General features: G+C 40.0%; 15 protein-coding genes. 10 read left to right on the forward strand and 5 right to left on the reverse strand.

What is annotated here, in order from left to right; translation table 11 throughout:
* Nucleotides 1–162: 162 nt before the first annotated feature.
* From ACN9MR_RS05540 to ACN9MR_RS05570, 7 genes are all read left to right on the forward strand, one after another.
* Nucleotides 163–486, forward strand: coding sequence for a nucleotide pyrophosphohydrolase (locus tag ACN9MR_RS05540; protein WP_426328612.1), 324 nt, complete (start codon nucleotides 163–165; stop codon nucleotides 484–486).
* On the forward strand, nucleotides 487–2670 hold the full coding sequence (locus ACN9MR_RS05545; RefSeq protein WP_426328613.1) for a DNA/RNA helicase domain-containing protein: 2184 nt from the start codon (nucleotides 487–489) through the stop codon (nucleotides 2668–2670).
* 80 nt (nucleotides 2671–2750) lie between these two features.
* The gene (locus ACN9MR_RS05550) at nucleotides 2751–2960 is read left to right on the forward strand and encodes a hypothetical protein (RefSeq protein WP_426328614.1); all 210 of its coding nucleotides are present in this window, start codon (nucleotides 2751–2753) and stop codon (nucleotides 2958–2960) included.
* A gap of 207 nt (nucleotides 2961–3167) precedes the next feature.
* On the forward strand, nucleotides 3168–4070 hold the full coding sequence (locus ACN9MR_RS05555) for a BRCT domain-containing protein (RefSeq protein ID WP_426328615.1): 903 nt from the start codon (nucleotides 3168–3170) through the stop codon (nucleotides 4068–4070).
* A gap of 17 nt (nucleotides 4071–4087) precedes the next feature.
* The gene (locus ACN9MR_RS05560; RefSeq protein ID WP_426328616.1) at nucleotides 4088–6259 is read left to right on the forward strand and encodes a hypothetical protein; all 2172 of its coding nucleotides are present in this window, start codon (nucleotides 4088–4090) and stop codon (nucleotides 6257–6259) included.
* A 356-nt stretch (nucleotides 6260–6615) separates the two neighbouring features.
* Nucleotides 6616–7869 carry a RelA/SpoT domain-containing protein gene (locus ACN9MR_RS05565; protein ID WP_426328617.1) on the forward strand — a complete coding sequence of 418 codons (1254 nt, stop codon included), beginning with the start codon at nucleotides 6616–6618 and terminating at the stop codon, nucleotides 7867–7869.
* Nucleotides 7870–7896: 27 nt separating this feature from the next.
* Nucleotides 7897–8406, forward strand: a complete 510-nt coding sequence (locus ACN9MR_RS05570; protein ID WP_426328618.1) for a hypothetical protein — start codon at nucleotides 7897–7899, stop codon at nucleotides 8404–8406.
* Between the two features lie 231 nt (nucleotides 8407–8637).
* Here ACN9MR_RS05570 and ACN9MR_RS05575 read toward each other — a convergent pair whose 3' ends face one another.
* Nucleotides 8638–8862: a helix-turn-helix domain-containing protein gene (locus ACN9MR_RS05575; RefSeq protein WP_426328619.1), complete on the reverse strand. Its 225-nt coding sequence runs from the start codon at nucleotides 8860–8862 to the stop codon at nucleotides 8638–8640.
* Nucleotides 8863–9181: 319 nt separating this feature from the next.
* Between ACN9MR_RS05575 and ACN9MR_RS05580 the strand changes: the two genes are divergently transcribed.
* Both ACN9MR_RS05580 and ACN9MR_RS05585 read left to right on the forward strand, forming a co-directional pair.
* A complete protein-coding gene (locus ACN9MR_RS05580) occupies nucleotides 9182–10486 on the forward strand; it encodes a hypothetical protein (protein ID WP_426328620.1) in 1305 nt (434 codons plus the stop codon).
* A gap of 1646 nt (nucleotides 10487–12132) precedes the next feature.
* Nucleotides 12133–13239: a Gfo/Idh/MocA family protein gene (locus ACN9MR_RS05585; protein WP_426328621.1), complete on the forward strand. Its 1107-nt coding sequence runs from the start codon at nucleotides 12133–12135 to the stop codon at nucleotides 13237–13239.
* 655 nt (nucleotides 13240–13894) lie between these two features.
* Here the strand turns inward: ACN9MR_RS05585 and ACN9MR_RS05590 are convergent.
* Nucleotides 13895–14425, reverse strand: coding sequence for an NAD(P)H-dependent oxidoreductase (locus tag ACN9MR_RS05590; RefSeq protein ID WP_426328622.1), 531 nt, complete (start codon nucleotides 14423–14425; stop codon nucleotides 13895–13897).
* A gap of 99 nt (nucleotides 14426–14524) precedes the next feature.
* Here ACN9MR_RS05590 and ACN9MR_RS05595 point away from each other — a divergent pair, with 99 nt between their 5' ends.
* Nucleotides 14525–14887, forward strand: coding sequence for a winged helix-turn-helix transcriptional regulator (locus ACN9MR_RS05595; RefSeq protein WP_426328623.1), 363 nt, complete (start codon nucleotides 14525–14527; stop codon nucleotides 14885–14887).
* Between the two features lie 1214 nt (nucleotides 14888–16101).
* Here ACN9MR_RS05595 and nhaA read toward each other — a convergent pair.
* From nhaA to ACN9MR_RS05610, 3 genes are all read right to left on the reverse strand, one after another.
* The gene (gene nhaA, locus ACN9MR_RS05600) at nucleotides 16102–17268 is read right to left on the reverse strand and encodes a Na+/H+ antiporter NhaA (protein ID WP_426328624.1); all 1167 of its coding nucleotides are present in this window, start codon (nucleotides 17266–17268) and stop codon (nucleotides 16102–16104) included.
* 659 nt (nucleotides 17269–17927) lie between these two features.
* On the reverse strand, nucleotides 17928–18848 hold the full coding sequence (locus ACN9MR_RS05605; protein WP_426328625.1) for a PorP/SprF family type IX secretion system membrane protein: 921 nt from the start codon (nucleotides 18846–18848) through the stop codon (nucleotides 17928–17930).
* 8 nt (nucleotides 18849–18856) lie between these two features.
* The gene (locus ACN9MR_RS05610) at nucleotides 18857–24103 is read right to left on the reverse strand and encodes a CehA/McbA family metallohydrolase (RefSeq protein WP_426328626.1); all 5247 of its coding nucleotides are present in this window, start codon (nucleotides 24101–24103) and stop codon (nucleotides 18857–18859) included.
* Between the last annotated feature and the right edge of the window lie 507 nt (nucleotides 24104–24610).

The raw sequence follows: 24610 nt of genomic DNA on the forward strand, positions 1-24610 counted from the left end.
AGATTAATTGGCATTAAGTTAATATTATTTTCTTTACAACTAAAAGAATAGGTTAAAATTTTTTTGAAGGGAGGGTAGAACTTTAAAGAATCAACATCGTAATTTCTATAATCATATTTCCCAAATCAACACTATATTCTTAAATTGGGCATCATTAGCCTTATGACCGAAGAGATAACAGCAGCATTAATAAAATTTAGAGACGAGCGCGATTGGGCGCAGTTTCATAATCCTAAAGATTTAGCACTTGCCTTGAATATTGAAGCAGCAGAGCTACTCGAATTATTTTTATGGAAAAATGCTGAAGATGCCAATGTTGATAAAATAAAGGAGGAACTTGCTGACGTTTTCTCTTATGCGTTACTGTTAGCTGAAAAATATAACCTGGATGTGAAGCAAATCATTCTTGATAAGATTAAGCTTAATGATGCCAAGTATCCGGTAGATAAAGCTAAAGGCACGGCTAAAAAGTATAATGAACTATAAATGAGTAAACGTTATCTAATTAGCACCTCTGAATTTTCTGAAGAAAGTTTAACAGATATAAGTTTAAAACATCAGAATTTTTTATCCTGGCCATTAGTTTACTTTTTAAGTGAAAATAATGAGTATGAAGCTTACGTTGGGGAGACTACCGACCTTGTTAGTAGGATGAAAGCCCATTTAAAAAGCAATCGTAAAAAAAATCTTAACTCAGTACATTTAATTTCAAGTGATCTTTTTAACAAATCTGCAACGCTAGATATTGAATCGAATTTAATAAAATACATAGCTGCCGATGGTCGCTACCAGTTACAAAATGGTAATTTAGGTATCACTGACCATCATTTTTACCAAAAGAAGGAGCTATATTGGGATATTTTTAAAGATATCTGGTCTGAACTCCGAACGCTTGGTGTTACCAGACATTCTTTAGAATATATAGATAATAGTGATCTTTTTAAATATTCACCTTATAAAAGTTTGTCGGATGATCAGGTTACCAGTCTAAAAACGATACTTAACTGTTTGTTGGATGATCGGGCAAAGGTGAGTTTAGTTGAAGGTGGTGCCGGAACAGGAAAGAGTATTTTAGCTATATTTTTATTTAAACTCTTAAAAACAGATACCGAAGATTTTAATTTAACTGATTTTGACGAGAATGATCTGGAACTTTTTGATTTGTTTAAAAAAGTTAAAGAACAATACGGTCATTTAGAAATGGCTTTAGTGGTGCCTATGTCCTCCTTTAGAAAAACAATAGAAAAAGTTTTTAAAGGGATTAAAGGTTTAAAATCGAATATGGTTATTGGGCCTGCTGACGTGGCTAAAAAGAAATATGATTTATTAATTATTGATGAATCACATCGTTTAAGGCAAAGAGTGAATTTGGGCGCTTATTTTGGTGCCTTTGATCAAAACTGTAAGGCACTAGGTTTCGATAAAATGACGAGTTCTGAGCTGGACTGGGTTTTAAAACAAGGCAATAAAAGTATCCTGTTTTATGATGAACAGCAAAGCATAAAACCTTCAGATGTATCGGCAATTGCGTTTAATAATTTAAAACAAAAAGCTGATACCCGTTACGAAATATTGAAAACTCAATTCAGGGTAAAAGGTGGTGCGGAATACGTAAAATTTATTCAAGGTTTGTTTACCGAGCAAAATAAGGCATTAAAGCCTTACGCCCCCGGTTTAAACTATGAGTCATATCTCTATGAATCTTTAGATGATATGGTGAATGATATAAAATTAAAAGATCAGCAATTCGGCTTATCCAGATTAGTTGCAGGTTTTGCCTGGAAATGGATTTCAAAGAAAGATAAAAGCAAATTTGATATTGTTATTGAGGATACAAAGTTGCAGTGGAATGCCGTAACAGTTGATTGGGTAAATACACCAAATGCCATAAATGAAGTTGGTTGCATACATACTATTCAAGGCTATGATCTAAATTATACTGGCGTAATCATTGGGCCTGAAATTGGCTATGATCCTATTTCAGAAAAACTAATTATTCATGATCAGTTATATCAGGATAAAAATGGTAAAAACTCTATTAAAGATCCTGAAATATTAAAAAGCTATATTATTAATATTTATAAAACCATTTTATTAAGAGGAATTAATGGAACTTTCATTTACGTTTGCGATCCGGCACTGCGTAACCATTTTAAAAAGTTTTGGCGGTTAAAAGAAACCTTAGCTGAAGTTAAGTCGCTAAACATACATCCGAACAAAACCAACGGACAATGCATTCCTTTTTATGATTTAAATATTGCTGCGGGTTCATTTTCCGATTATCAGCAAGTTGAAAATATTAGTTTTTTGGAGTTGCCTGAAAACTTAAGGGCAAGTGCCGATCTATTTGCTTGCAAGATTGTGGGCGAATCTATGAATAAAATTATTCCTAACGGATCAATTACATTGTTTAAAAAATATAGCGGAGGCTCACGTAATGGCTTGATTTGCTTAGTCGAATCAACCAATATATATGATAAAGATTTAGGTGGCCAGTATACTATTAAAGAATACAGAAGCAAGAAAGCCCAAACTGATGATAGTTGGGTGCATGAAGAAATTACCTTACATCCCTTATCAACCGATGAGTATTTTAAGCCCCTTGTTTTAAGAGATGAAGAAACTATTGATTTAAAGGTTATAGGGATTTTTCAAAGTGTGCTGACCTAAAAGATATAATTTCAGCAGAATTTTCCTTCCATTACGGAAACCCGTAATTTTTACGTCCCATGGCCACGTATCTTGGCTACATGAAAAGATTTTACTATATCCTGTTTTTGAGTGTAAGCATACTGGCCTGTAGCAAACAAAGTGAAGTAGGTTCAGATACCGAAACTTATACGCCATGTGGTACGTATAAATCTGGGCAAACATTATACCAAGGTTCTAAAGGTGGTTGTTTTTATTACAATGGTAATGGTAATAAAACGTATGTTGAGAGGAGTGCGTGTAAGTGTTAATTCAGCTTTATATTTTAAGAAGTGGTATTAGAATTTGCAAACTTCAAGTTATTCATCGTATATTACGATATCTAAATAATTCTAGCTCCATTCTCTTCGTATTTTCTCTCAAAACCTTTTTACAATAACTGTTTTGTAACACTGAATCTCACAACTCAAAAGTGTTGTTTGTATTGAGCTGTTTTACTTATTCTTGAATATGATTATATGAAACAACCAGACCAACTGATTTTAGATGTCTATACCTCTAAAGCACAAGCCGATAAAGCGATTAGCTCTTTAAAAGGGATTTTACTTGGAATAAACTTAGATGGAGAAGTAAACGAAAAGGAAATTAGTGAGTTGCAAAAATGGGCGAATGCACATGATGCTTTAATTGGTAGAAATCCTTTTAATGAGTTCATGAATGTTATAGCAGAAGCATCCAGTCAGCAAATTCCAACCAAAGAAACTATTGAAGACTTATATTGGTTGTGCCAAAAATATGAGAACGACAGCTTTTATTATAATCCCATAACCTCTGACCTACAAACCTTACAAGGGCTTTGCCATGGAATCCTAGCAGATGGCGTAATCAATGATCAGGAAATTATTGATCTCAACAAATGGTTAGAAGAAAATGAACATTTAAATACATATTATCCATATGATGAGATAAGAAGTTTGATACTATCCGTTCTTTCGGATAATAAAATTGATGATGAAGAAAGATTGGTTTTAAAAGCTTATTTCAAAGAGTTTGTAAACCTCCAGGATGAAGGGGTAAATGAACAGATTCGAAAGGAAACCGAGCATATTAATATCTCTGGTTTATGCACGAGCGAGCCCAATGTTTCATTCGAAGGCAAGACTTTCTGTATCACAGGCATACTACAAAGAATTAGTAGAGAGGGTTTGAAGAAAAAAATCCTCGACCTTGGAGGTATACCAACAGATAACATAACGCTTAAAACAGATTACTTAATAGTTGGTGATAATGGTAACCCAGCATGGGCATTTTCTTGCTATGGGCGCAAAGTAGAGAAAGCTATAAATATGAGAAAGGATGGGCATACGATAATGCTGATCCACGAATTCGATTTTGCCGATATTATTGATGATATGAAATAGTGCTTAAAAGCCGAAAAATGGATAAAATTAAAATTGATTTAACAAATTGCTTTGGCATCGGAAAATTAAGCCATGAGTTTGATTTTACGAAATCTAATACTTTCCTCATTTATGCCCCCAATGGCACAATGAAAACATCTTTTGCTCACACATTTGATCTTATATCAAAAAAAAATGCTGACAAAATTTGTGACCGTGTTTATAGTTCGAGGCCGTCAGAGGCAATAGTTCTTGAAGATGGAAATGATATTGATCCTGAAAAGGTATTAGTAATTAATGCTGAAGATACATCTTTTGATGCCTCTAGTAAAATAAGTTCTTTTTTAGCAAGTAAAGAATTAAAAAAACGTTATGATGAAATTTATGTAGATCTAAATGAGCGTAAAGTTGAATTTATAAAAAAATTAAAAACTATTTCGCAAAGTACAGATTGTGAAAGTGAATTTTTAAATACATTTTCAGAAGGAACTAATACATCTTTTTTTGAATTGTTGCTTGTTAATGTAGACCTTTTACAAGAAAACTTTGAAAAGGTAACTTTTAGATACAACGACATTTTTGATAAAAAAGGTAATGTCGAAAAATTTCTTGCTAAAAATAAAGCTACACTCAATCAATATGTTACTGATTATAAAAATATAATTTCAAAATCTAAGTTCTTTAACCAAACAGGAGAGAATAATTTTGGAACCTATCAAGCAAACGAAATAATTAATTCGACAGCTGACAATGCTTTTTTTAAGGCGGGGCATAAATTTGTATTAGAAGATGGTACTGAAATCGATGATTACGAAAAACTAAAACAGATTGTTCAGGAGGAAATACAGAATATTCTTAAAGATGAAAAACTACAAAAAGCCTTTGATAAACTGGACAAAGCAATAGGTGCGAATGTTGAGCTAAGAGCATTTAAAAGAATAATTGAAAAAGATAATCTTTTACTAGTTAGACTTGAAGATTACAATAAGTTCAAAAAAGAAGTTTGGGTCAATTATTTGTCTGAAATAAGGGTTGAAGCTGAAGAATTATCAAATTATTATAAAGAACAAAAAAAAGAACTAGAAGCTATCATTAAAGAGGCCAAAAAAGAGTTCGATCTATGGAATAAAATTATCAAAACATTTAATGATAGATTCTATGTGCCTTTTAAGGTTATTTTGGTAAATCAGGAAGATATAGTTTTAAAACAAGAAACCGCAAACTTGGAGTTTGAATATTCCGATGGAGATGACAGTCCCATAAGACAAAATCGTGATAGTCTTTTGAGTGTTCTTAGTAAGGGCGAACAGAGAGCTTATTTTATATTGCAATTTTTATTTGAGATCGAATCGAGAAAACAAAACGCTGATAAATCATTACTGATTTTTGATGACATCGCAGATTCTTTTGATTATAAAAACAAATTTGCCATAATAGAATATATCAAGGATCTACATAATTTAGGTTCATTTAGAATCATAATTTTAACACATAATTTTGATTTTTACAGAACTGTTGCCTCTAGACTCTACTTACGTAGAGAGGTTATATATATGGCAACAAAGTCAAAAGGTAAACATATAAATCTCCATAATGGTCAATACTTAAAACATATTTTTACATATTTCATTGACAAATTTAATGATCCGAAGATTTTTATAAGTTTAATAACTTTTGTTAGAAATTTAATAGAATACAGTGAGTCCGATTCTTGTGATCAGTATTTGACACTTACAAATTGTCTACATAAGAAAGAAATAAGTTCAGAATTAACTGCACAAAACATATTTGACATATATAAAAATCGGCTTGTTAAACTTAATGGGAAAACAATAACATTCGGCGAAGAAAATCTTATTCAAATGATTTTTAACACCGCTGATAGTATATCGAAAGAAACTAATATTGATGAAATATTACTTGAGAATAAAATTGTACTCGCAATTGCTATCAGATTAAGAGCTGAAGAATATTTAATTAGCAGGCTTATAGGTATCGATTTAACAAAGATAACATCTAATCAAACACAAGAATTATATAAAGATTATAAGAGTAAATTTCCATTAAGCAGTGCATTAATGACATTGGATAAAGTTAATTTGATGACTCCTGAGAATATCCATATGAATGCGTTTATGTTTGAACCGCTCATAGATATGTCCGTATATCATTTAATAGATTTGTATAGAGAAGTAGGCGATTTGAAATAGTCAGGAATACAAAATGATTAAATTTAATTTAAGATAGGTTATATGGATGTCTGTTACCTAATTAACAAAAGGTTCAGCCATTTCTGATCGAGCTTTAATTGTTTTAAACTAATTATTTGTTTGTTTTTTGATAGTTGGGTTTCTTTCTCCCACTTAAAAATAATCTCTAATAAATTTTTTAATCAGATAAAGATAGTCTAATGAATTATGGTCAGAATTTAAGAAGCTTTTAGGAAAACTATGAGTGAGTTAGAGATGAGTGATAGTAGACTTAAAATACGATAGAAACTTTCATATTATATCTGTAATTTAACCAAATTATTAATTTTTATACTACAAATAACTAAGGAATATTAATGCTCTCTAAAACACAAATTAAAAAATTAGGAAAATCAATAAGAGATTGTCAAAATACATCAAACGAAATACCAGAGGAATTGCTAATCAGCGTTCAAGAGCATAGAACTTCTTTTCAAAAAGATATTGCTGAAGTATTTAATATCTTATCGGAGGCGAGTAAAAGAGTTAGAAAAGACAGAGTTGTGACGTTTAGAATTAAACGGATTGAATCTATCTTATCTAAAATTAGAAGACAACCAACCATGCAGTTGGATACCATGGGGGATATTGCAGGATGTAGGTGTATTGTGCAAACGGATACCCAAGTATTGAAAATAGTGGAATTACTTGAAAGAAAATTTACTATTAAAGGTTCTAATAATTATGTATTGAAGCCTAAAAAAGATGGTTACAATGCTTACCATTTATATGTAGAAAGCCCGATTGATTCAAGCAAAAAAATCGAAATACAAATAAGAAGTCAGGATTGCCATAATTGGTCGACGCTTGTAGAAATTATTGATGTATTGTTTGATAGAAAAATAAAAGAAGGTGAGGATGAAACCGACCTTAAAGAATTTTTAAAATTAATGTCAAACAAAAATGCTTTAGATATTAGTCAAAAGAGCAGGGTAATTCAGATCGAGGAAAGTTATAATATCTATATTAACTTAATCGCATTATTTTCAAAAAATTATTTAATAATACGTAATAGTTGGTTAAAACTTGAAGCTAAGGCTGACCACACTTATTTTGTCATTTCGGTTGATAAGCAAAAAACTCCGAAAATTTCATCCTATAATAATTACGTAGAAGCGGAAGCTATGTATTTTCAAATCTTTAACGAGAATAAAGAATCAAATGTTGTCCTAACACATTTGGATGAAGTTGATTTTCGAAAACTCTGTATTGCCTATTCTAATTACATCTTAATTAAACACGGTTTCTTAAAAGACTGGCAAGAAATAATAATTAGTCAAATTGAAATGGAGTATAAAGAAAAGAGGAGAAAGAATGCCAATCTTCTTGTAGCAAAATTTAGAAGTACTTTGGAAGAAGAAGAGGCACTCTTAAGGACAGAAATCGGATCTATTAAAGAGATTATGGATAACAGAAATGAAGAACATTATCTCTCTGAAGATTCTAAATTAGATGAGTGGTTGCAAGAGTTGGAGGATCGATTTAATGATGGCCGTCAAATGAGAAACCAGCTAGATAATTTGATTGAAAAAAATGGTAGGTCGGCTATTTCACAATTTCTCAAGTCTTAAATTAAATGTTTAAATAAAAAATATCAAGTGAAGAAATTTTTGGAACTTCCTAAAGCATGCTTTTATCATGTTACTTTTGGAGCTAATTGGATGAAAATTCAAAAAGAAGGATTAAAAGCTAAGGATGGAAAAATATTCTTATTGAATTCCGGTGTATTTCCTGTAATTGCAGCTTTATGTGCAGACCAGATTAGGGACAAAGTTGAGAAGTCTACCACTGTTGTGCTGTTGAGATTGCCTCAATTTCTTAATAATTTTAGATTTGAAGAGATAATGAAGGACACTCAAGCAAGTGTAGAGAATAATAAAATTTTTCAAAATTTTGTATGTAGGAATATAATACTTCCAGATCATATTGAGTTAGTTGCCATTTTTGAAACACGATGGTTCTTACTGCAATTAGACAGCTTAGCAGCTGAAGCTAACGTTACCCTAAAAAATAATAAAATAGGGAAAGATGCTTTAGCGCTTGAATACAATATTGAAGAAGATCCTTTAAATAGTATATGGACTCCATCCGATGAGATTAAGTTTTGACTAATTCATATAAGCAAAAGCCCAATCATCAATGATTGGGCTTTTATTTTATCGTTATTTCTTGAATATTCTATACGCAATTTTAGAACTATATAGAAGCTCCTTAAGCTATTTCTACGGTTTTTAATTGAGATAAAATAATTGAACAAACCAATAAGCATTGTCGACGATATTCCTATAATATAAAATAGATCTTTTGTCTCAATCATTTTATTGAATAAATTAAAAATGCTAGAAATCCAATAACTCTTTTGGGGGTATTCCCAGTCCTTTTGCTATTTCTAAAAGCGTTGTAAACGTGAAATCTTTATTTCCATTCTCTATATTACTTAGGTTTCCTTTCGTCAAGTCACAATTCGCCACTACCTGATCTTGGCTTAAACCCAGTTTCTCTCTAATTGTCCTTAAGTTCTGTCCAAACTTTTGTAAACGTTTTCTATCCCTTTCTTCATTCATTCAATAAATACACTAAAATAAAATACATTTTTTGTTATAAGATCTTGTAACAAAAGAAATAAGTTGCTATATTTAGGGTATTGTAATTAGGTATTAATAAAAGTCTTGTGGTTGCATCTCTGACCCCGCTAACGCAAGACAGCAGATTAATGCCCATATCTATGCGTAGATGTATATATTTGTACGTCGAAATAGATGTGGGACTGCTGTAAATCCATGTTAGCGTAAGGGGTCAGAGCTTTATTGTAACCATGGTAGCAGTCCCACATTTATTATTAGGGACTTTACTGCCCAACAAGACTCGTAAAATCATACGAGTATGAAAGCTAAATCCATTACCATTGCAGGGAAACCGCTTTCGCGGTTTTATCAACTGCCTTTTGAAAAGGGGAGCAGGGTGTTAAGGTTAGCGGTGCTGGAACGGATCGCTATCGGATTGCATAACACGTTTAGTGTAGGTAAAAAGCCTGAGCCATTGGTTATACAATCGCTTTCTTTCGATCAGGGTTTGTTAATTGTTAACGTTAAATTGGAAGGGGAAGAAGCAAGGGTTTACATCGCGGTAGAATACGATAACCTGTTGGTGAGCTGTAGTATTGATACGGATGAAACCTACCTTGGGCGTTATGCTTACCTTACTTTGCGGGCCATGATGCGGAACGGTTACTGCGATTTTCAGGAATATTACTGGCCAGCATGTTTTGCTTTGGGCAATAAGCGATCGAGGTATGTAGATGTGGTTAAGAAACCTGGCGGTTTCACCATTACATTGAAGAAAAAGTTTAGCGGTTTGTTTAGGCCTGGTGATGATTTGCCGGATGTTACGGAACGAACGGTAGTACCGCGTGAAAGGCGCTTAGATAAACATGCCATGGCACGTTTGGCACCGGTTAGCATTGGTTATTGTTTCGCCAATACCGATCTGCAAAATTTCCACAGCAACCATTATCCTTTTTTAATTCCCTATGTTTTCGCGGCCACGGCCTACCTTAAAACGGTTAAATCTTTTAAACGTTTCGTTTTGAATCCGAACGATGTGGATGGCATTAGCCTCTCGCCACAACAGGAGGAGCTAAACAGCATTTGCTTCGCCATGAAAGAGATTGCTGCCATACGTTTTAACGCCAATGCCCACCTGCCCGAAAAGGCAGCTGAAACCAATAAACTTAACGATGCTAACCAGCTGGCACTTCTAAAGTTATGGAACAAGGCTTTACCGCTATTGATGTTGCAACGCTTTACACACTACTTTTATACTTATGGCCTGCGCAATGTTACGGGCAAACCTGTAATGCGGGATATGAAAACGATTGAATTTTCGATGGAGGTGCCTGTTTTGAGTTTTGTGTTAAGGGATGAGGGCGATTATTATGAACTGGAGCTGAAGATTAAAGTAAAAGGGAAGCTATTGCGTTTGAGTAGCGATAGCATTGCGCTGTTTTTGGTTTGCGATCGCGTTAAAACGTATTTGTGGTATTTGCTTGAGGCGGAAATGGATTATAAACTGGTTTGGTTTTTTAGTAAAGTAAATTTTAAGGTGCAGGTACCGAAAGGGTATTATAGGGAGTTTTTTGAGGGGTTTGTGGAGGGGGTGGGGAGGTGGTATGAAGTGAGAAGGGGGTAGGGGGTAATTTTTGTTTTATAGCTATGGGTGGGAGCTCCCCTCCTGCAGGAGGGGCTGGGGAGGTTTTGTCCTATGCTCGGGCTTGCCTCGGCTCGCCGCCGCCGAGGGGCTCTTACCTTTTTCTTGATAAAAAGGTAACCAAAAATCAAGGCTTGGATCTGATGTCGGATAAATTCGTCAAAGCTTTTTTTGGTCGCCAGCACAAGCCCCCGATGAAGGATCGGGGAGGGCGTGCTGCCTCTGGGCAGTGGTAGTTCGAAAGGGAGTGCAAAAGCTTTAACGTTTTCTCCTTCCATCATATCCTAGGCCGGATAGCAGGGTGCAGATAGCATGTGGCATCTTGCAGGGTGCGGTAATTTGTTTTTTAGTCCTTTCCCTTTTAGGGGAAAGGTGCCGATAGGCGGAAAGGGGTTTAGGGCGCTCGCTATAGTACGATCGTAATTCTCGCGCATGCGGGAACCACTACGTGCTCAGCGAAGCTAATCTTAATGCGGTCGCTATTCTTTGCCCATTGCCCGGGCATGCCTCGGCTCGCCGCCGCCGAAGGGCTCTTACCTTTTTCTTGATAAAAAGGTAACCAAAAATCAAGGCTTGGATCTGATGTCGGATAAATTCGTCAAAGCTTTTTTTGGTCGCCAGCACAAGCCCCCGATGAAGGATCGGGGAGGGCGTGCTGCCTCTGGGCAGTGGTAGTTCGAAAGGGAGTGCAAAAGCTTTAACGTTTTCTCCTTCCATCATATCCTAGGCCGGATAGCAGGGTGCAGATAGCATGTGGCATCTTACAGGGTGCGGTAATTTGTTTTTTAGTCCTTTCCCTTTTAGGGGAAAGGTGCCGATAGGAGGATAGGGGTTCTTTCTTGCCCTTCGCGCAGTCTTGCCTCGGCTACCGATGAAAATCGGTACAGGTCTACCGCCGCCGAGGGGCTCTTACCTTTTTTCAGCAGTGATTTTGCTTTTAGAGGCCTTCAAGCTTGCTTCGCAGGTTCGCTTGGCCCAAAAGAAACAAACCTGAGCGCAGCGAAAGCATGCCTACCGTTAAAACAACAAACACAAAGGCATAACTGAAAGGCTTGCATCCGTTTTTATGTGATCATATTGTTTTTTATAGGTACAAAAGATTGCTGCGCAATTCTTGAAAAAAGCTACGGAAATCTTATATGCGGCAGCATCGAGGCTCTTAGCCCTTGCTTTATTCCACCGCTCTCGCTTTGATCCTGCCTTGGGTTATGGGGTATGAGGGGGGCTACAAAGATTTCCGTGCTTTTTCCTGCGAAAATCTGCGAGGCCGGATAGCGTGGCGCAGATCGCATGGTGCGGAAATAGTGTTCATGTATTGATTTTTTTTGAAACTATAAGGGGGGACGTTGGGTCGTCATCTCGACCGCAGTGGAGAGATCTTTTAACATCGTTCAAAGATTTCTCTCCCGAACGTTCGGACTACGCTCCATCCGATAGCGATCGGATCGAAATGACGACTGATTTTACTTCGCGTGCTTTGCGCTTACCCTCTGCGCCCTTTGCGGTTAAACATGCTGTTAAACTTGTTTCATGCCGTTAAATTTGTAATATTTTTATGTGCCTGAAGCTTCTGTTGAATTAATTTTTACCTTGGCTTACCTTAATCATACCTTATAAAACGTTTAACAATGAGCCATAAACCAATTAGGAAGTTTGCATTTGTATTATTGGCCACATTTGCAGTTTTTTTTGAAGCGAAGGCGCAGCAAGCCAAACTGAATGTTGCCGTGGCGGGACTGAATCATGATCACATTTACCTGATTATGAACAGTTATCAGAAGGGAGAGGTGAACATTATCGGTATTGCAGAAAGTAATCCGGAGTTGATACAGCGTTTTAAGCAACGGTATAAACTGGCCGATAGCTTATTTTTCCATGACCTGCCGGCTTTATTGCAAAAACGTAAACCCGATGCCGTGCTGGCTTATAATGCCATCAGCGATCATTTGGCCGTGGTGGAGGCAGCTGCGCCCCTGGGCATTGCTGTAATGGTGGAAAAGCCCCTGGCCACAACGGTTAAAGATGCAGAGAAAATGGTTCAGCTGGCGAAAAAGCACAACATCCATCTGCTGACGAATTATGAAACCACCTGGTATCCGAGTAACCAGGAAGCTTACCTGAATATAAAAGAACAAAATTTAATTGGTGAGGTGCGGAAGATGATTGTGCATGACGGGCACCAGGGACCAAAGGAAATTGGGGTGAGCAAAGAGTTTTTGAGCTGGCTAACCGATCCGGCTAAAAACGGGGCAGGTGCACTGGTCGATTTTGGCTGTTATGGCGCTAACTTAATGACCTGGCTGATGAATGGCAGGGCGCCAATTTCTGTGTCGGCCATTACCCATCAGATTAAACCTGCCATTTACCCGAAAGTAGATGACGATGCCACAATTTTGCTGGAGTACCCGGATGCGACAGGAATCATTGAAGCGTCGTGGAACTGGCCTTTCAGTATTAAGGATCTGGAAGTATTCGGGAAAACAGGTTATATACAGGCGGTGAACGATCGGCAGTTGCGTTTAAAAGAAAATGGTAAGGCTGATTATAAGGTGTATCAGGCCAAAGCACTTGCACCGGCTTATGCCGGTAGTTTAGGCTACCTGGCTGCGGTATTGAGAAAAGAAATTGTACCTGAAAATGACCTATCTTCTTTAGAGAATAATTTGATTGTGGTTAAAATTTTAGAAGCGGCTAAAATGTCTGCAAAGAGTGGGAAGAAGGTGATGATCAAGTAAGACTGATTTGGTTACGGTGCTTAGTTATTCGTAAAGAATGATCTATAGTGAAACTTTCTAATCCGGTCGTCATCCGATAGCTATCGGATCCCGCGCAGGCGGGAACCTTAAAGCGGTTGGTATTCTTTGTCCCTGGCTCGGCCTTGACTCGGCTCATTGCCGCCGTGGCTAGTCCTTTTTCCTTGATGAAAAAGGGACCAAAAAATCAAGGCTTGGATCTGATGTCGGATAAATTCGTCAAAGCTTTTTGGATCGCCAGCACAAGCCCCCGATGAAAAATCGGGGAGGGCGTGCTGCCTCTGGGCAGTGGTAGTTCGAAAGGGAGTGCAAAAGCTTTAACGTTTTCTCCTTCCATCATATCCTAGGCCGGATAGCAGGGTGCAGATACAGGCATGAGTAGATTGATTCATCTGGAGATTTGAGGGGGGCGTTGTATCGTCATTGCGAGGAGGAACGACGAAGCAATCTATCATGCTAGTGATCCTTGCTATATAGATTGCTTCGTCGGCTGAAAAAGCCTTCTCGCAATGACGAAATTTTTATACGAGACTTCTTATCGGTATTAACCTTGCTCTGAACGACACCAAAATGAATTCGAGATAGATTTCAGTCATTTTCACTTCGCGTTCTTAGCGGTTAAATATTCGCTTAATCTTTACAACGAATCTAAAAAATCTAAATACAAGGGAACGCTCTTTTCTACCCATTTTTCCGATGTGTTATACTCCATTCCATAATAAGCAAACAGAGGGCGGTAATCGGCTTTTACATATTCAAAAGAAAGTTCGAACGGACGGGTTAATTCTGCTAATGTATATTTATACTTTTCTGATGGACGCAGTTCGTGTTCTTCAACGCCCAATGAAATGGCCAGGGCGATTTTCTTGCCAGACAATTTATAGCCGCTTTTGCTGCCATAGGCCCATCCATGAGTGAGTACTTCATCCATCCATTTTTTTAAAAGTGAGGGACAATTGAACCAATAATAGGGAAACTGAAATACAATTTTATCATATTGTTCAACCAGCTTTTGTTCTGCCAATACATCAATTTTTTCATCTGGATAGGCCTCATACAGTTGATGGACTACATATTTCTCGGGGTATTTGTTTAATTCTTCAATCCACCGTTTGTTGATTACGGAGCTTTTAATATCGGGATGGGTTACAACGACTAATGTTTTCATTTTTACGGATTTTGATGATTATAAAGCGCAAAAATAGATGCATAATCGCTTATTTTGTAAATTAGCGACCAATTGTAAGGTACTATAAAAAATGTAAGTATGTCTAAGATCAAGGAAACCTCAACCAACTATGCTAACAAACAAGCTTTAGCTGATGAGTGTTTAGAAGTTTATTCTGCAAACATTATCGGCGGGCAATGGGCTTTGGTGATCTGTTCGTGGTTAATGAACGGTAAGCTCAGATTCGGAGAGTTAAAACAACGTTTGCCAAATATTACCGAGCGAATGTTAACCTTACAGCTACGCAAATTAGAAGCAGATAAAATTGTTAAGCGAACCATTTACGCCGAGGTCCCGCTACGGGTGGAATATGAACTAACCGCCATTGGCCTCGAATTGAGGCCGATTATTAATGAACTTGAAAAGTGGGGCGTAAAACATAAAAATCTGTTAGGGGAATAGTTTACCTGGTTGATTTAAGTTCGGCATCCAAAACGCAAGGTTTATCTCTTATTCGAAGAGAATAGCACGAGGGGTAAAGCGGAAGGTTTGAAAACGATAGGCGGATAGGGGGCTTAAGGCGCTCGCTATAATGCGGCCGTCATTCCCGCGCAGGCGGGAATCTTAAAGCACTCGCTAGGAATTGTGTGCCATTTCGTTTGAAGTTTGTCATCCTGAGGCACGAAGGATCTTTTACTGAGATTCTTCACTGCGTTCAGAATGAGAATTGTAGTCCTTTGCGCAGTCTTGCCTCGGTTAGCCACCGAAGGGCTTTTACTTTTTCCTTGATGAAAAAGTAACAAAAAATCAAGGCTTGGATCTGATGTCGGATAAATTCGTCAAAGCTTTTTTGGTCGCCAGCACAAGCCCCCGATGAAGGATCGGGGAGGGCGTGCTGCCTCGGGGCAGTGGTTGGTTGAAAGGAAGTGCTAAAGCTTTAACGTTTTCTCCTTCCATCATTTCCTAGGCCGGATAGCAGGGTGCAAATAACATGGAGCATATTGTAGGGCTCGGTACTTTTTTTCTAGCCCTTTCCCTTTCAGGGGAAAGGTGCCGATAGGCGAATAGGGGGGTTAAGGCGCTCGCTATAATACTATCGTCATTGCGAGGTACGAAGCAATCTTAATGCGCTCGCTATTTCTTGCCTCTTACTAGGACTTGCCTCGGCTACCGATAAAAAATCGGTACAGGTCTACCGCCGCCGAGGGGCTCTTACTTTTTTCAGTTTTTGTTTATGCTTTTATTGGCCTTCAAGCTTGCTTCGCAGGTTGGCTTGATCCAAAAGTAACAAACCTGAGCGCAGCGAAAGCATGCCTGCCGTTGAAAACAACAAACACTAAGGCATAACTGAAAGGCTTGGATCTGATGTCGGATAAATTCGTCAAAGCTTTTTTGGTCGCCAGCACAAGCCCCCGATGAAGGATCGGGGAGGGCGTGCTGCCTCGGGGTAGTGGTAATTTGAAAGGAGGTGCAAAAGCTTTAACGTTTTCTCCTTCCATCATTTCCTAGGCCGGATAGCATGGTGCAGAAAGCACGGAGCATATTGCAGGGCTCAGTACTTTTTTTTAGCCCTTTTCCTTTCAGGGGAGGTGCCGATAGGCGGATAGGGGTTTAAGGCGCTAAAAAGTAACGCTTGTTCTTCGCGTTCTTTGCGCTCAACTTTGCGTCCTTTGCGGTTAAATATTCGCTTTATCCCTCTTCGCCGATTTCAAAAACACAAAACCCACCACGCCAGATAGGATCGAGGCCGTTAGTATCGCAAACTTTGCTTCTGAAACGTGCAGTGCATCGCTAAAAGAGAGCAGGGCAATAAAGATCGACATCGTAAAGCCGATTCCGGCGAGCATGCCTAAACCCAATACGTGTTTCCAGCCGGCGCCAGTAGGGAGATTGGCCCATTTTAATTTGACGGCGAGCCAACTGAAAAAGGTTACACCAATGGTTTTACCCACGAATAAACCTACTATAATGCCCAGTCCGAGGGGTGAAACCAGTCCGGCGAGCATTTCTTTCTGGAAAGTGATATTGGTATTCGCCAAAGCGAAAATGGGCATAATGATGTAGTTGACCGGGGTGGTTAAAAAATGCTCCAGTTTTTCTAAAGGCGATTCTTCATCCGTTTCGTTGGTGGGGATGGTGAAAGCCAGCAGTACCCCTGCAATGGTGGCATGGATGCCCGAGTGGTGAATGAAATACCAAAGGAATACGCCAGGGATGAGGTAGAATACCAGTTTCTTTACGCCGAAATAATTCATTAGTCCTAAAAGAATGAGGATGCCCCCGGCCATGGCCAGGTATTCGAAATGGATCTGGTGGGTATAAAAAATCGCAATGACGAGGATGGCACCAAGATCGTCGACAATGGCCAATGCAGCCAGGAATATTTTTAAACTGGTGGGTACGCTTTTACCGAGCATAGCGATAATGGCGAGGGCAAAGGCAATGTCGGTTGCCATGGGGATGCCCCAGCCTGATGCGGCGGCTTCACCTTTATTAAACAGGGCATAAATTAATGCTGGCACGAGCATGCCGCCCAGTGCTGCAATTACGGGTAAGGCTGCACTTTTCAAGGAAGATAATTCGCCTTCTACGAGTTCGCGTTTGATTTCGAGTCCTACGAGCAAGAAAAATATGGCCATTAAGGCGTCGTTTATCCAGGCTAAGATGCTGTAGTTTACAGGGCCGAAACCCAGTTTAATTTCGAGGAAACTGATGAAAGCATCTTTAGCAGATGAATTGGCAATAATCAGGGAAATGGCAACGCAGATTAACAATATAAATCCGCCGATCTGTTCTGAACGGAAAAATCTTTTAAAAGTATCCAGGTTGATGAGTTTCGCCATGAAGGTAAAAGTAGTGAAATGAAGGGGGAAGGGGAAGTTTTTTGTGAGGAAATCTAAATAGATGATTTTTTAAAACTAAGGGTGGGAGCTCCCCTCCTTATTTTCAAGGAGGGGTTGGGGGTGGTTATAAGCGATAGTACGATCGTCATCCCGCGCAGGCGGGAACCTTAATTCGGTTGCTATTTTCTTGTCCATTGCATGGGCTTGCCTCGGCTCGCCGCCGCCGAAGGGGCTCTTACCTTTTTCTTGATAAAAAGGTAACCAAAAATCAAGGCTTGCATCTTTTCTTGAACTAAGCTATCGAAATTCTTATTGCGGCAATATGGAGGCCCCGATGAAAAATCGGGACTGTATATTGCCTTGGGCTGTGAGGTGCTGTGGGGTTAGTGCAAGAATTTCAATGCTTATTTCGGCGAAAATCTGCTAGGCCAGATAGCATGATGCAGATTGCATGGAGCATATCGCAGGGTGCGGTAATTTTTTTTTAGCCCTTTCCCTTTTAGGGGAAAGGTGCCGATAGGCGGATAGGGGGGTATATTGTTGTATTCATATAAAACGAAAAGCCGCAGATACTTAAATCTGCGGCTTTTCGTCTTGTTGCATTAAGATCCCCGCATGCGCGGGATCCGATAGCTATCGGATGACGACAGTCGTTTAAATTAAGGCTTCTTGCCGATATTTACCCTGATATTCACTTCAAAATCGCCATCGGTATAACCACTGATGGCTGAAGTTGCAGTATTGTAATAAGCCATAAAATATAAGGTCGATTTGTAGTTCATGCCGAAACCAAAGGTGGCGTTCTGGGTATTGTGGTACATCGCCATTACATATAATTTATCGTTGGCAAAATTTGCATTTAAACCGGCATCCCATAGGTTATCGTAATTTTTAATACCCCTGAAAACACCTTTGGGTTCGAGGCTGATTCCGTTAATGCCCGATCCCAACATAAACTTATAACTCACCGCCGAATAAAATGTGGGTTTGTCGGCAAAGTTTAAATCGTCTTTTCTGAAAACGGAACGCATGTTGGGCACGGCACCTTCAACAGTTAAGCCTTTCGAGGTATAAGAGATCCCGAAATCGCCATCCAGGTAATAACCGCGATCATTAAAACGGGCGATGGATGGATCGTTAATATCGCTGTTCCTGACACTGCTTAAATCCAGTTTATCCTGACTTGCGCCAAAAGAGATCCCGAAGTTTAATTTCTGGTCATCGCTGTTTAGCGGAAGGTGGTAAGCAAAGGTTCCAACGGCTTTGGTGCGTTGGATACCGCCCGATTTCTCGTTGTACACATTCACGCCCCAGCCTACTTTGTTCACCTGCTGATCTAGGGTTACGCTTTGTGTAATGGGGGCGCCGGGAATGTTAGACCATTGTTTGCGGAAACTTCCGTTGATGTTAAAACCTTCGTTTATACCCGCCATTGAGGGGTTAACGAGGTAACGGTTCTGGAAATATTGTGCATTTAACGGAAGGATCTGTGCTTTAACCGAACCTGAAAATAATATGCCTGCAGCAAATAGAAACGTTACGCGACGCATTTGCTTTATGTTTTTTGTAATTGCTCTCATGTCTGTAATTAGTCTCTAATGATGTTGATAAAACCTTTAAATGTACCGATGCCGCTACCTAAATCGATGATGTAGTAGTAGGTGCCTTCGTTTAAAGGGCTGCCGTTTATGGTTCCATCCCAATCGTTGGCATAGGTATGTTTGGTGTATAAAATCCGCCCGGCCTTATCGAATATTTTTAAGGTATTGTTTGGATAATAATCGATGTTTTTTACGATGAATTTATCGTTATAACCATCACCATTAGGTGTAACTACAGTGCTGGCTTCGAGTTTATAATCGTCTATTACGGTAATGGCAATGCTTTGATCGCTCACACAGCCACTTGCATTGGTTACGGTAGCACGGTAAGTACCGCTCTGTTTCGGTCGGATGGTTAAGGCAGCAGTACTTTGGCCGCTAACGATATCTGAGCCTGTCCAGCTGTATTGCGTACCGCCGGTAGCCGTTAAAATGATGGCGTCGCCTTTAGAAATCGATAAACCTTTATTGCTGCTGATGGAAACCACTGGCAGGGCATTTACCGTTACTGTAGCTGTTCCGCTTTGCGTTTGGGTGGCATAAGCATCGGTTACGCTTACTAAATTGTAGGTAAATGTACCTGTTGAATTGGTTGGTACGCTAACCGTTGCCGTGGTTGAACTTGTAGTTACCGTACGGTTGCTACCTCCATTAATACTGTAGGTAAAGGTATATGGTGCTGTGCCAACCGAGCCTGTGAAGGTAATGTTTGGTGATGAACCAAAGTTACATACGGATGTGTTACCTGCAATGGTGGCTACCGGTAAAGGACGAACCGTTACCGTGGTTGAAACATTTTGTGCTTGTGCACTAAAAGCATCGGCAATGTTGGTGATGGTGTAAACGAACGTGCCCACCACATTGGTTGGTGCCGTTACTGTTGCGGTATTGCCTGTTGCCTTTAACGTTTGGCTGCTGCCGCCATTGATGTTATAAGTAAATGTAAACGGTGCTGTACCTGCTGTTGCCATAAAGGTAATAACCGGAGCAGTGGCATTTTGTGGAACAGCAACACTGGCACTTAGCGCGGCAACAGGTTTGGCATTAATATGAAGATTGGCAGAATTGTAGTTGATGGTGTAATTACTACTTAAAGCCAGCGTTCCTTGTTGAATGGCATAATCGCCTGCGGTTTCGCCCGCCACACGGCTTAGTGCGCCTGTAAAAGCATCGGTACCGATTAATGCAGGGCTGGAAACATAGGTAAATGCGGGATCAGCTGTTCCTTCTAGCTTCGTTTTGGCATCTGCATTTACCGTAATGGTTTTAGGCGCAATGGTTAATACCTGTTGTTTGGCAATTGCCGGGTTAAAGAAAGTATCGCCCGGTTGATTGGCCGTAATGGTTACCGTTCCTGCTTTTACAATGTGGATATCGTTATTGCTGATGGTGGCAATATTGGTATCGCTACTGGTATAAGTAATGTTAATGGCGGTATTATCGCTGGTCGCTCCTGCAACTAAATCAGGGTCGCCGTAAGTAGCAGTTCTTGTAGGCGCAAAGGTAATATTCTGGTCTTTCTTAACGGTAGCATCATCCCTGGTGTACCATATGGGCGAGGTAATGATCCGGCTTCCGTCGGCTTCTACAATATCAGCATAATAATAGCCTGTGGCCAGGTTGGCCAGTGCATTATCGGTATAGGTTAAACTTGCGGTTGGGCTGGTGGTTAATTCTACCGGGTTGGTACCGCTTCCAGGTGTTCCGTATAAAATCCGGATGCTGGTTACCGGACTTGTGGTAATCGAACTTACCGAGATCTGTGGTGCACCGGCGGTTTTAAAAACACTGCCTACCGGTTGCTTGTTAATGGTGAAAACCACTTTGGCTGCCGAATCTTGTGAAGCATAAAAACGCATCTTTTTAATGGCATCCAATAAATCGTTTTCGGTAAGGGCAGGAGCCAATACCACTAACCTGGCACGGGTGTGCTTACCAAAGGTTAAATTGTGGTTATCATGATCAATACTTGCACCGAGGTGATAGCCCTTAGCCAGCATGCGGTTATAATAGCTTAAATAGCTCATTGAGCTGGCGGGATCGGAATAGGTAACATTGGTTGAAAACGCAGGACCACTTTCTAAGGCCGCACCTACAATAGCGCTATCAGCACTTAAATCATATGTGGCCGATATGTTGTTAAAATCGGTTGTATTAGGGTGAGCCAAAGTAGCTACGGCATTTAAACCATGGCGGTTAATGATCCTGAATAAACCCGCTGGTCCGGTATAAGTACTTTTAGGTACATAAATCTGGTTTTCGCCGGGCTCCCAGCCGATCAGTGAATCGATGCCGTACACAATTACGTGTCCGCCACCACTGATTACGCCCCATTCCATACCGTGCAGCGCAACAAAAGTAGAAGTGGTTGCATTTTTGGCTGCAATGATACCCGGTTGCCAGTTGGCTAAAGACATGCCGGCCTGTGTATGGTTATGCTCTGATATCCCAAGGAAATCGAGGTTCATCGCCGTTTTGGCAAAAGCATAATCATCTTCCGGTTTTTTGGTTAAATCGTCTTTATTTCCGTCAGAATAACTGCTGTGACTGTGCAGGTTCCCATAGTAGAAATTGAGTTTGTTTACATCGAGGATACCGGTTTTAAAGTTTCCTAAAAGCGGCTGTGCGGTTAAATATAAAGGACCACCGCTGCAGGCACTGTTTACTGCATAGGTGAAAAAGTAATAATTGGTGTTCTGGGTTAAACCATTTCTGATAAATGAGGTGCCCGTTCCTCTTTTTACCACGATACCACCACCTAAAGCATCGCCTACATTATAAACCGTTTGGTTTACCGGTGCTGCGGTTAAGGTGTTACTGGTACTCATTACCACCAGGTATTCATCAGCTGCGCCAGCGGCTGTGAAAGAAGCCTGGATAAAGTTATAGTTGGCAGACGTAATGGTAAAACCTGTAGGCTGTGCGGTTGGAGTGGCACAGGGCAATAAGGTTTTAGTGCTTTGTGCTGCGGTTAAAATATTGGTGGTTAAATATTTTGGTCCGCCTGTACACGAAAGGTTGTTTAACGGAACAATAAAATAGTTGTAAGTAGTAGAACTGTTTAAATTGTTATCGGTAAAGGTGTTGCTTACAATTTTATTGATTACCGTACCCCCACCAAAAGAAGAACCAATGGCATAAGCGGTACCATCAACCGGAAGTGCACTCAAGGTAGCATTTAAACTTCTGATGATCAGGTATTCATTGGCATCGGCCGATTTAGTGAAAGTAGCGGTGATGCTGCCTGTGGTTACAGCGCTAAAAACCAATGCGGTTGCCGGGCTGCTTGGCGCAGCGCAGGCAGGTAAGTTAGGCGGGAAATGTACACCTAATTTATTGGCATCGTCGTCATCTATGGCATTTTGAACGGTAGCCAGTGGTGTTCTGGTCCAATCGTCGTCTACGTAAGTAGGACTAGGTGCGGTTACATTCAAACTTCTTACATAAGAAACATCTTTGGCGTTAACACCCTGCCCGAATGCATCGATAATGTTGTTATTGGCATCTAAAAGGGCCACGCCATCATTACCGTTAAAGTTGATTACGGTATTGCTGTTTAATATGGCACTGGAAGAGCTAAGGTAAGGCACTTCGGTATTGCTGTTGCCCGTATTGCCCAAAAGTACGGAGCCATGGGCCGGAATGGTAAAGTTTAAGTTTACCGTTTGTGAAGGTGTACCAGTGATGTTGATGTTACCCGCATCGCCCGAAATATTGTATAAAGCCAATTTTAACTGTGGTGATGCGGTATTGATCGGTGCATTGCTCAGGTTGGTCAGTTCGATCCATTTGTTTACAGAAGTGCCTTCGTAATATTGACTGATGATTATGGGTGCGCTTACCAGAGGAGGATTAGCAGTAGAGGCATTAACCGTGGCAACTGTGGTTTGTAAATTGCCGGCTGCATCCTGTGCCACTATATATAAGGTATACCCGGTGCCGATTGTTAAACCGGTGATGGATGCACTGGCATCGGTATTGGCGGTATTGGCAAACGATCCTGATTTTAAAGCTGCAGATCCGCTTCCATCCTGTGCGGCTTTCACCTGTGCAGGTGTTGGCGCAGTACCTCCTGAAAGGGCCAAAACATAATAGGTGGTACCTGCCTCGTTAATGTTGTTCACAAAATCGACTGAGGTAGTGGTAACTGTTGTGGTTTTCGGGTAAGTTGCTGCAGTAATTGGCGGAGTAACGTCGCCTCCAACACCGGTACCTGTAAGGGTAACATTGATGGAAGTTGCTCCGGTACTCGAAATCTGAACGTTGCCTGAAGATGGACCAACAACAGTTGGACTATATCTCACATAAACCGTTGGCGAAGCTGAAACTTCAGAAGTACTATAGGTTATGGCTGTGCTAAAAGTGCTGTTGTCTTTCGATACCGTAAAAGGTAAAGTTGTGGTCACATTGGTGTTGGCTGTGGTATTGCTGCCGCTTAAAGTAAAACTCTGTGCAGTAGAATTTGTTGCTATCGTTTGGTTTCCAAATGCCAAACCTGTTGGCGATGTTGATAAAACCGGTGTGGCAGGCCCGCCGCTTTTTGGGGTGATGCTAAAATTGTCGACCGCATAAATACCGTCGCTTCCTGAATCATCGGTATCTGTCCAGCGGATGTAAAATGTAGCACCATTTGCCCAGGTAACGGCGGTAATACTTCCAGAAATAGCCGTTTGATTTGCAGGTAGGTTTCCATCAACACCAGCGGCTGCGGTAGTTGTTGTTAACTTTTCGTTAAGGTCCATGCCGGTAAGTGGCAGCCAGGTGGCCGATGCATCGGCAATACCTGTGGCATTGAAACTGTATTCGAAATTTAGTTTTTCGTTAACCGTAGCTGTTGAACCGCTTCTCCACTGTTCCATCACACCCGATAAATCGATTGAAGTTACAGTTGTTCCGGTGTTATTCTGGAATCCGGCACCAAATCTTGGTACCAATGAACCAGAAGCCAGGCTTCCTAACGAACGGTCGGCCGCCCCGGCTGTTCCTGCGTTGTAAGCAGCGCCAGCATTTGATGAAGCGGTGTAAACCGTTAATGATAAGGCCGAACCAACGGCTGCGCCGCTTGTGCCACCGGCTTTAACGGCGCTCCATCCGGCAACTGTTGCAGTCCCGGTTGCCGTCATGCCGTCAAAATTTTCTGTTTTAGCGGTATTTATTGCCGTTAATGAAACCTGGGCAGATAAATAATTCGAGAAAACCAGAAAAAATAAAATGAGAAGTAAAGGTCTTTTCATATAATAAGTTTTGTTTACAACAAATGTATATGCAATTGCCTTATGATCAGATTAACTTAGTGTTAATTCGGTAAAATGTGGAAAAATAAATATAATATGGGGTAATTTTTTGATACCTCAGACGTTAATGTGCTTTTTTTTGGTGTTTTGGCTTAAATAGTCGACTGTACGATCATTGACAGATACTACAAATCGGCAACATCCCGACCGGAGCATTGATACGGCAGTGGCTCCGTGGTTTTTGCTTCTAAACAATTTTCTGTCATCCTGAGGCGCGAAGGATCTCTGCGTAATTAACCACTACCTTCATTTATGCATTATTCTTAATACGGTCGTCATCCGATAGCTATCGGATCCCGCGCAGGCGGGAACCTTAAAGCGGTCGCTATTCTTTGCTCAAGGCTTAGGCTTGCCTCGGTTAGCCACCGAAGGGCTTTTACTTTTTCCTTGATGAAAAAGTAACAAACCTGAGCGCAGCGAAAGCATGCCTACCTTAAACAATAACAA

This window comes from Pedobacter sp. R-06 (genome assembly GCF_049913135.1).
Taxonomy (GTDB): Bacteria; Bacteroidota; Bacteroidia; order Sphingobacteriales; family Sphingobacteriaceae; genus Pedobacter.

Excerpts from the sequence above, each read along its gene's own strand:
- ACN9MR_RS05540 (WP_426328612.1), top strand. The coding sequence starts at position 163 with ATGACCGAAGAGATAACAGCAGCATTAATAAAATTTAGAGACGAGCGC.
- ACN9MR_RS05545 (WP_426328613.1), top strand. The coding sequence starts at position 487 with ATGAGTAAACGTTATCTAATTAGCACCTCTGAATTTTCTGAAGAAAGT.
- ACN9MR_RS05550 (WP_426328614.1), top strand. The coding sequence starts at position 2,751 with ATGAAAAGATTTTACTATATCCTGTTTTTGAGTGTAAGCATACTGGCC.
- ACN9MR_RS05555 (WP_426328615.1), top strand. The coding sequence starts at position 3,168 with ATGAAACAACCAGACCAACTGATTTTAGATGTCTATACCTCTAAAGCA.
- ACN9MR_RS05560 (WP_426328616.1), top strand. The coding sequence starts at position 4,088 with ATGGATAAAATTAAAATTGATTTAACAAATTGCTTTGGCATCGGAAAA.
- ACN9MR_RS05565 (WP_426328617.1), top strand. The coding sequence starts at position 6,616 with ATGCTCTCTAAAACACAAATTAAAAAATTAGGAAAATCAATAAGAGAT.
- ACN9MR_RS05575 (WP_426328619.1), bottom strand. The coding sequence starts at position 8,862 with ATGAATGAAGAAAGGGATAGAAAACGTTTACAAAAGTTTGGACAGAAC.
- ACN9MR_RS05580 (WP_426328620.1), top strand. The coding sequence starts at position 9,182 with ATGAAAGCTAAATCCATTACCATTGCAGGGAAACCGCTTTCGCGGTTT.
- ACN9MR_RS05585 (WP_426328621.1), top strand. The coding sequence starts at position 12,133 with ATGAGCCATAAACCAATTAGGAAGTTTGCATTTGTATTATTGGCCACA.
- ACN9MR_RS05590 (WP_426328622.1), bottom strand. The coding sequence starts at position 14,425 with ATGAAAACATTAGTCGTTGTAACCCATCCCGATATTAAAAGCTCCGTA.
- ACN9MR_RS05595 (WP_426328623.1), top strand. The coding sequence starts at position 14,525 with ATGTCTAAGATCAAGGAAACCTCAACCAACTATGCTAACAAACAAGCT.
- nhaA (WP_426328624.1), bottom strand. The coding sequence starts at position 17,268 with ATGGCGAAACTCATCAACCTGGATACTTTTAAAAGATTTTTCCGTTCA.
- ACN9MR_RS05605 (WP_426328625.1), bottom strand. The coding sequence starts at position 18,848 with ATGAGAGCAATTACAAAAAACATAAAGCAAATGCGTCGCGTAACGTTT.
- ACN9MR_RS05610 (WP_426328626.1), bottom strand. The coding sequence starts at position 24,103 with ATGAAAAGACCTTTACTTCTCATTTTATTTTTTCTGGTTTTCTCGAAT.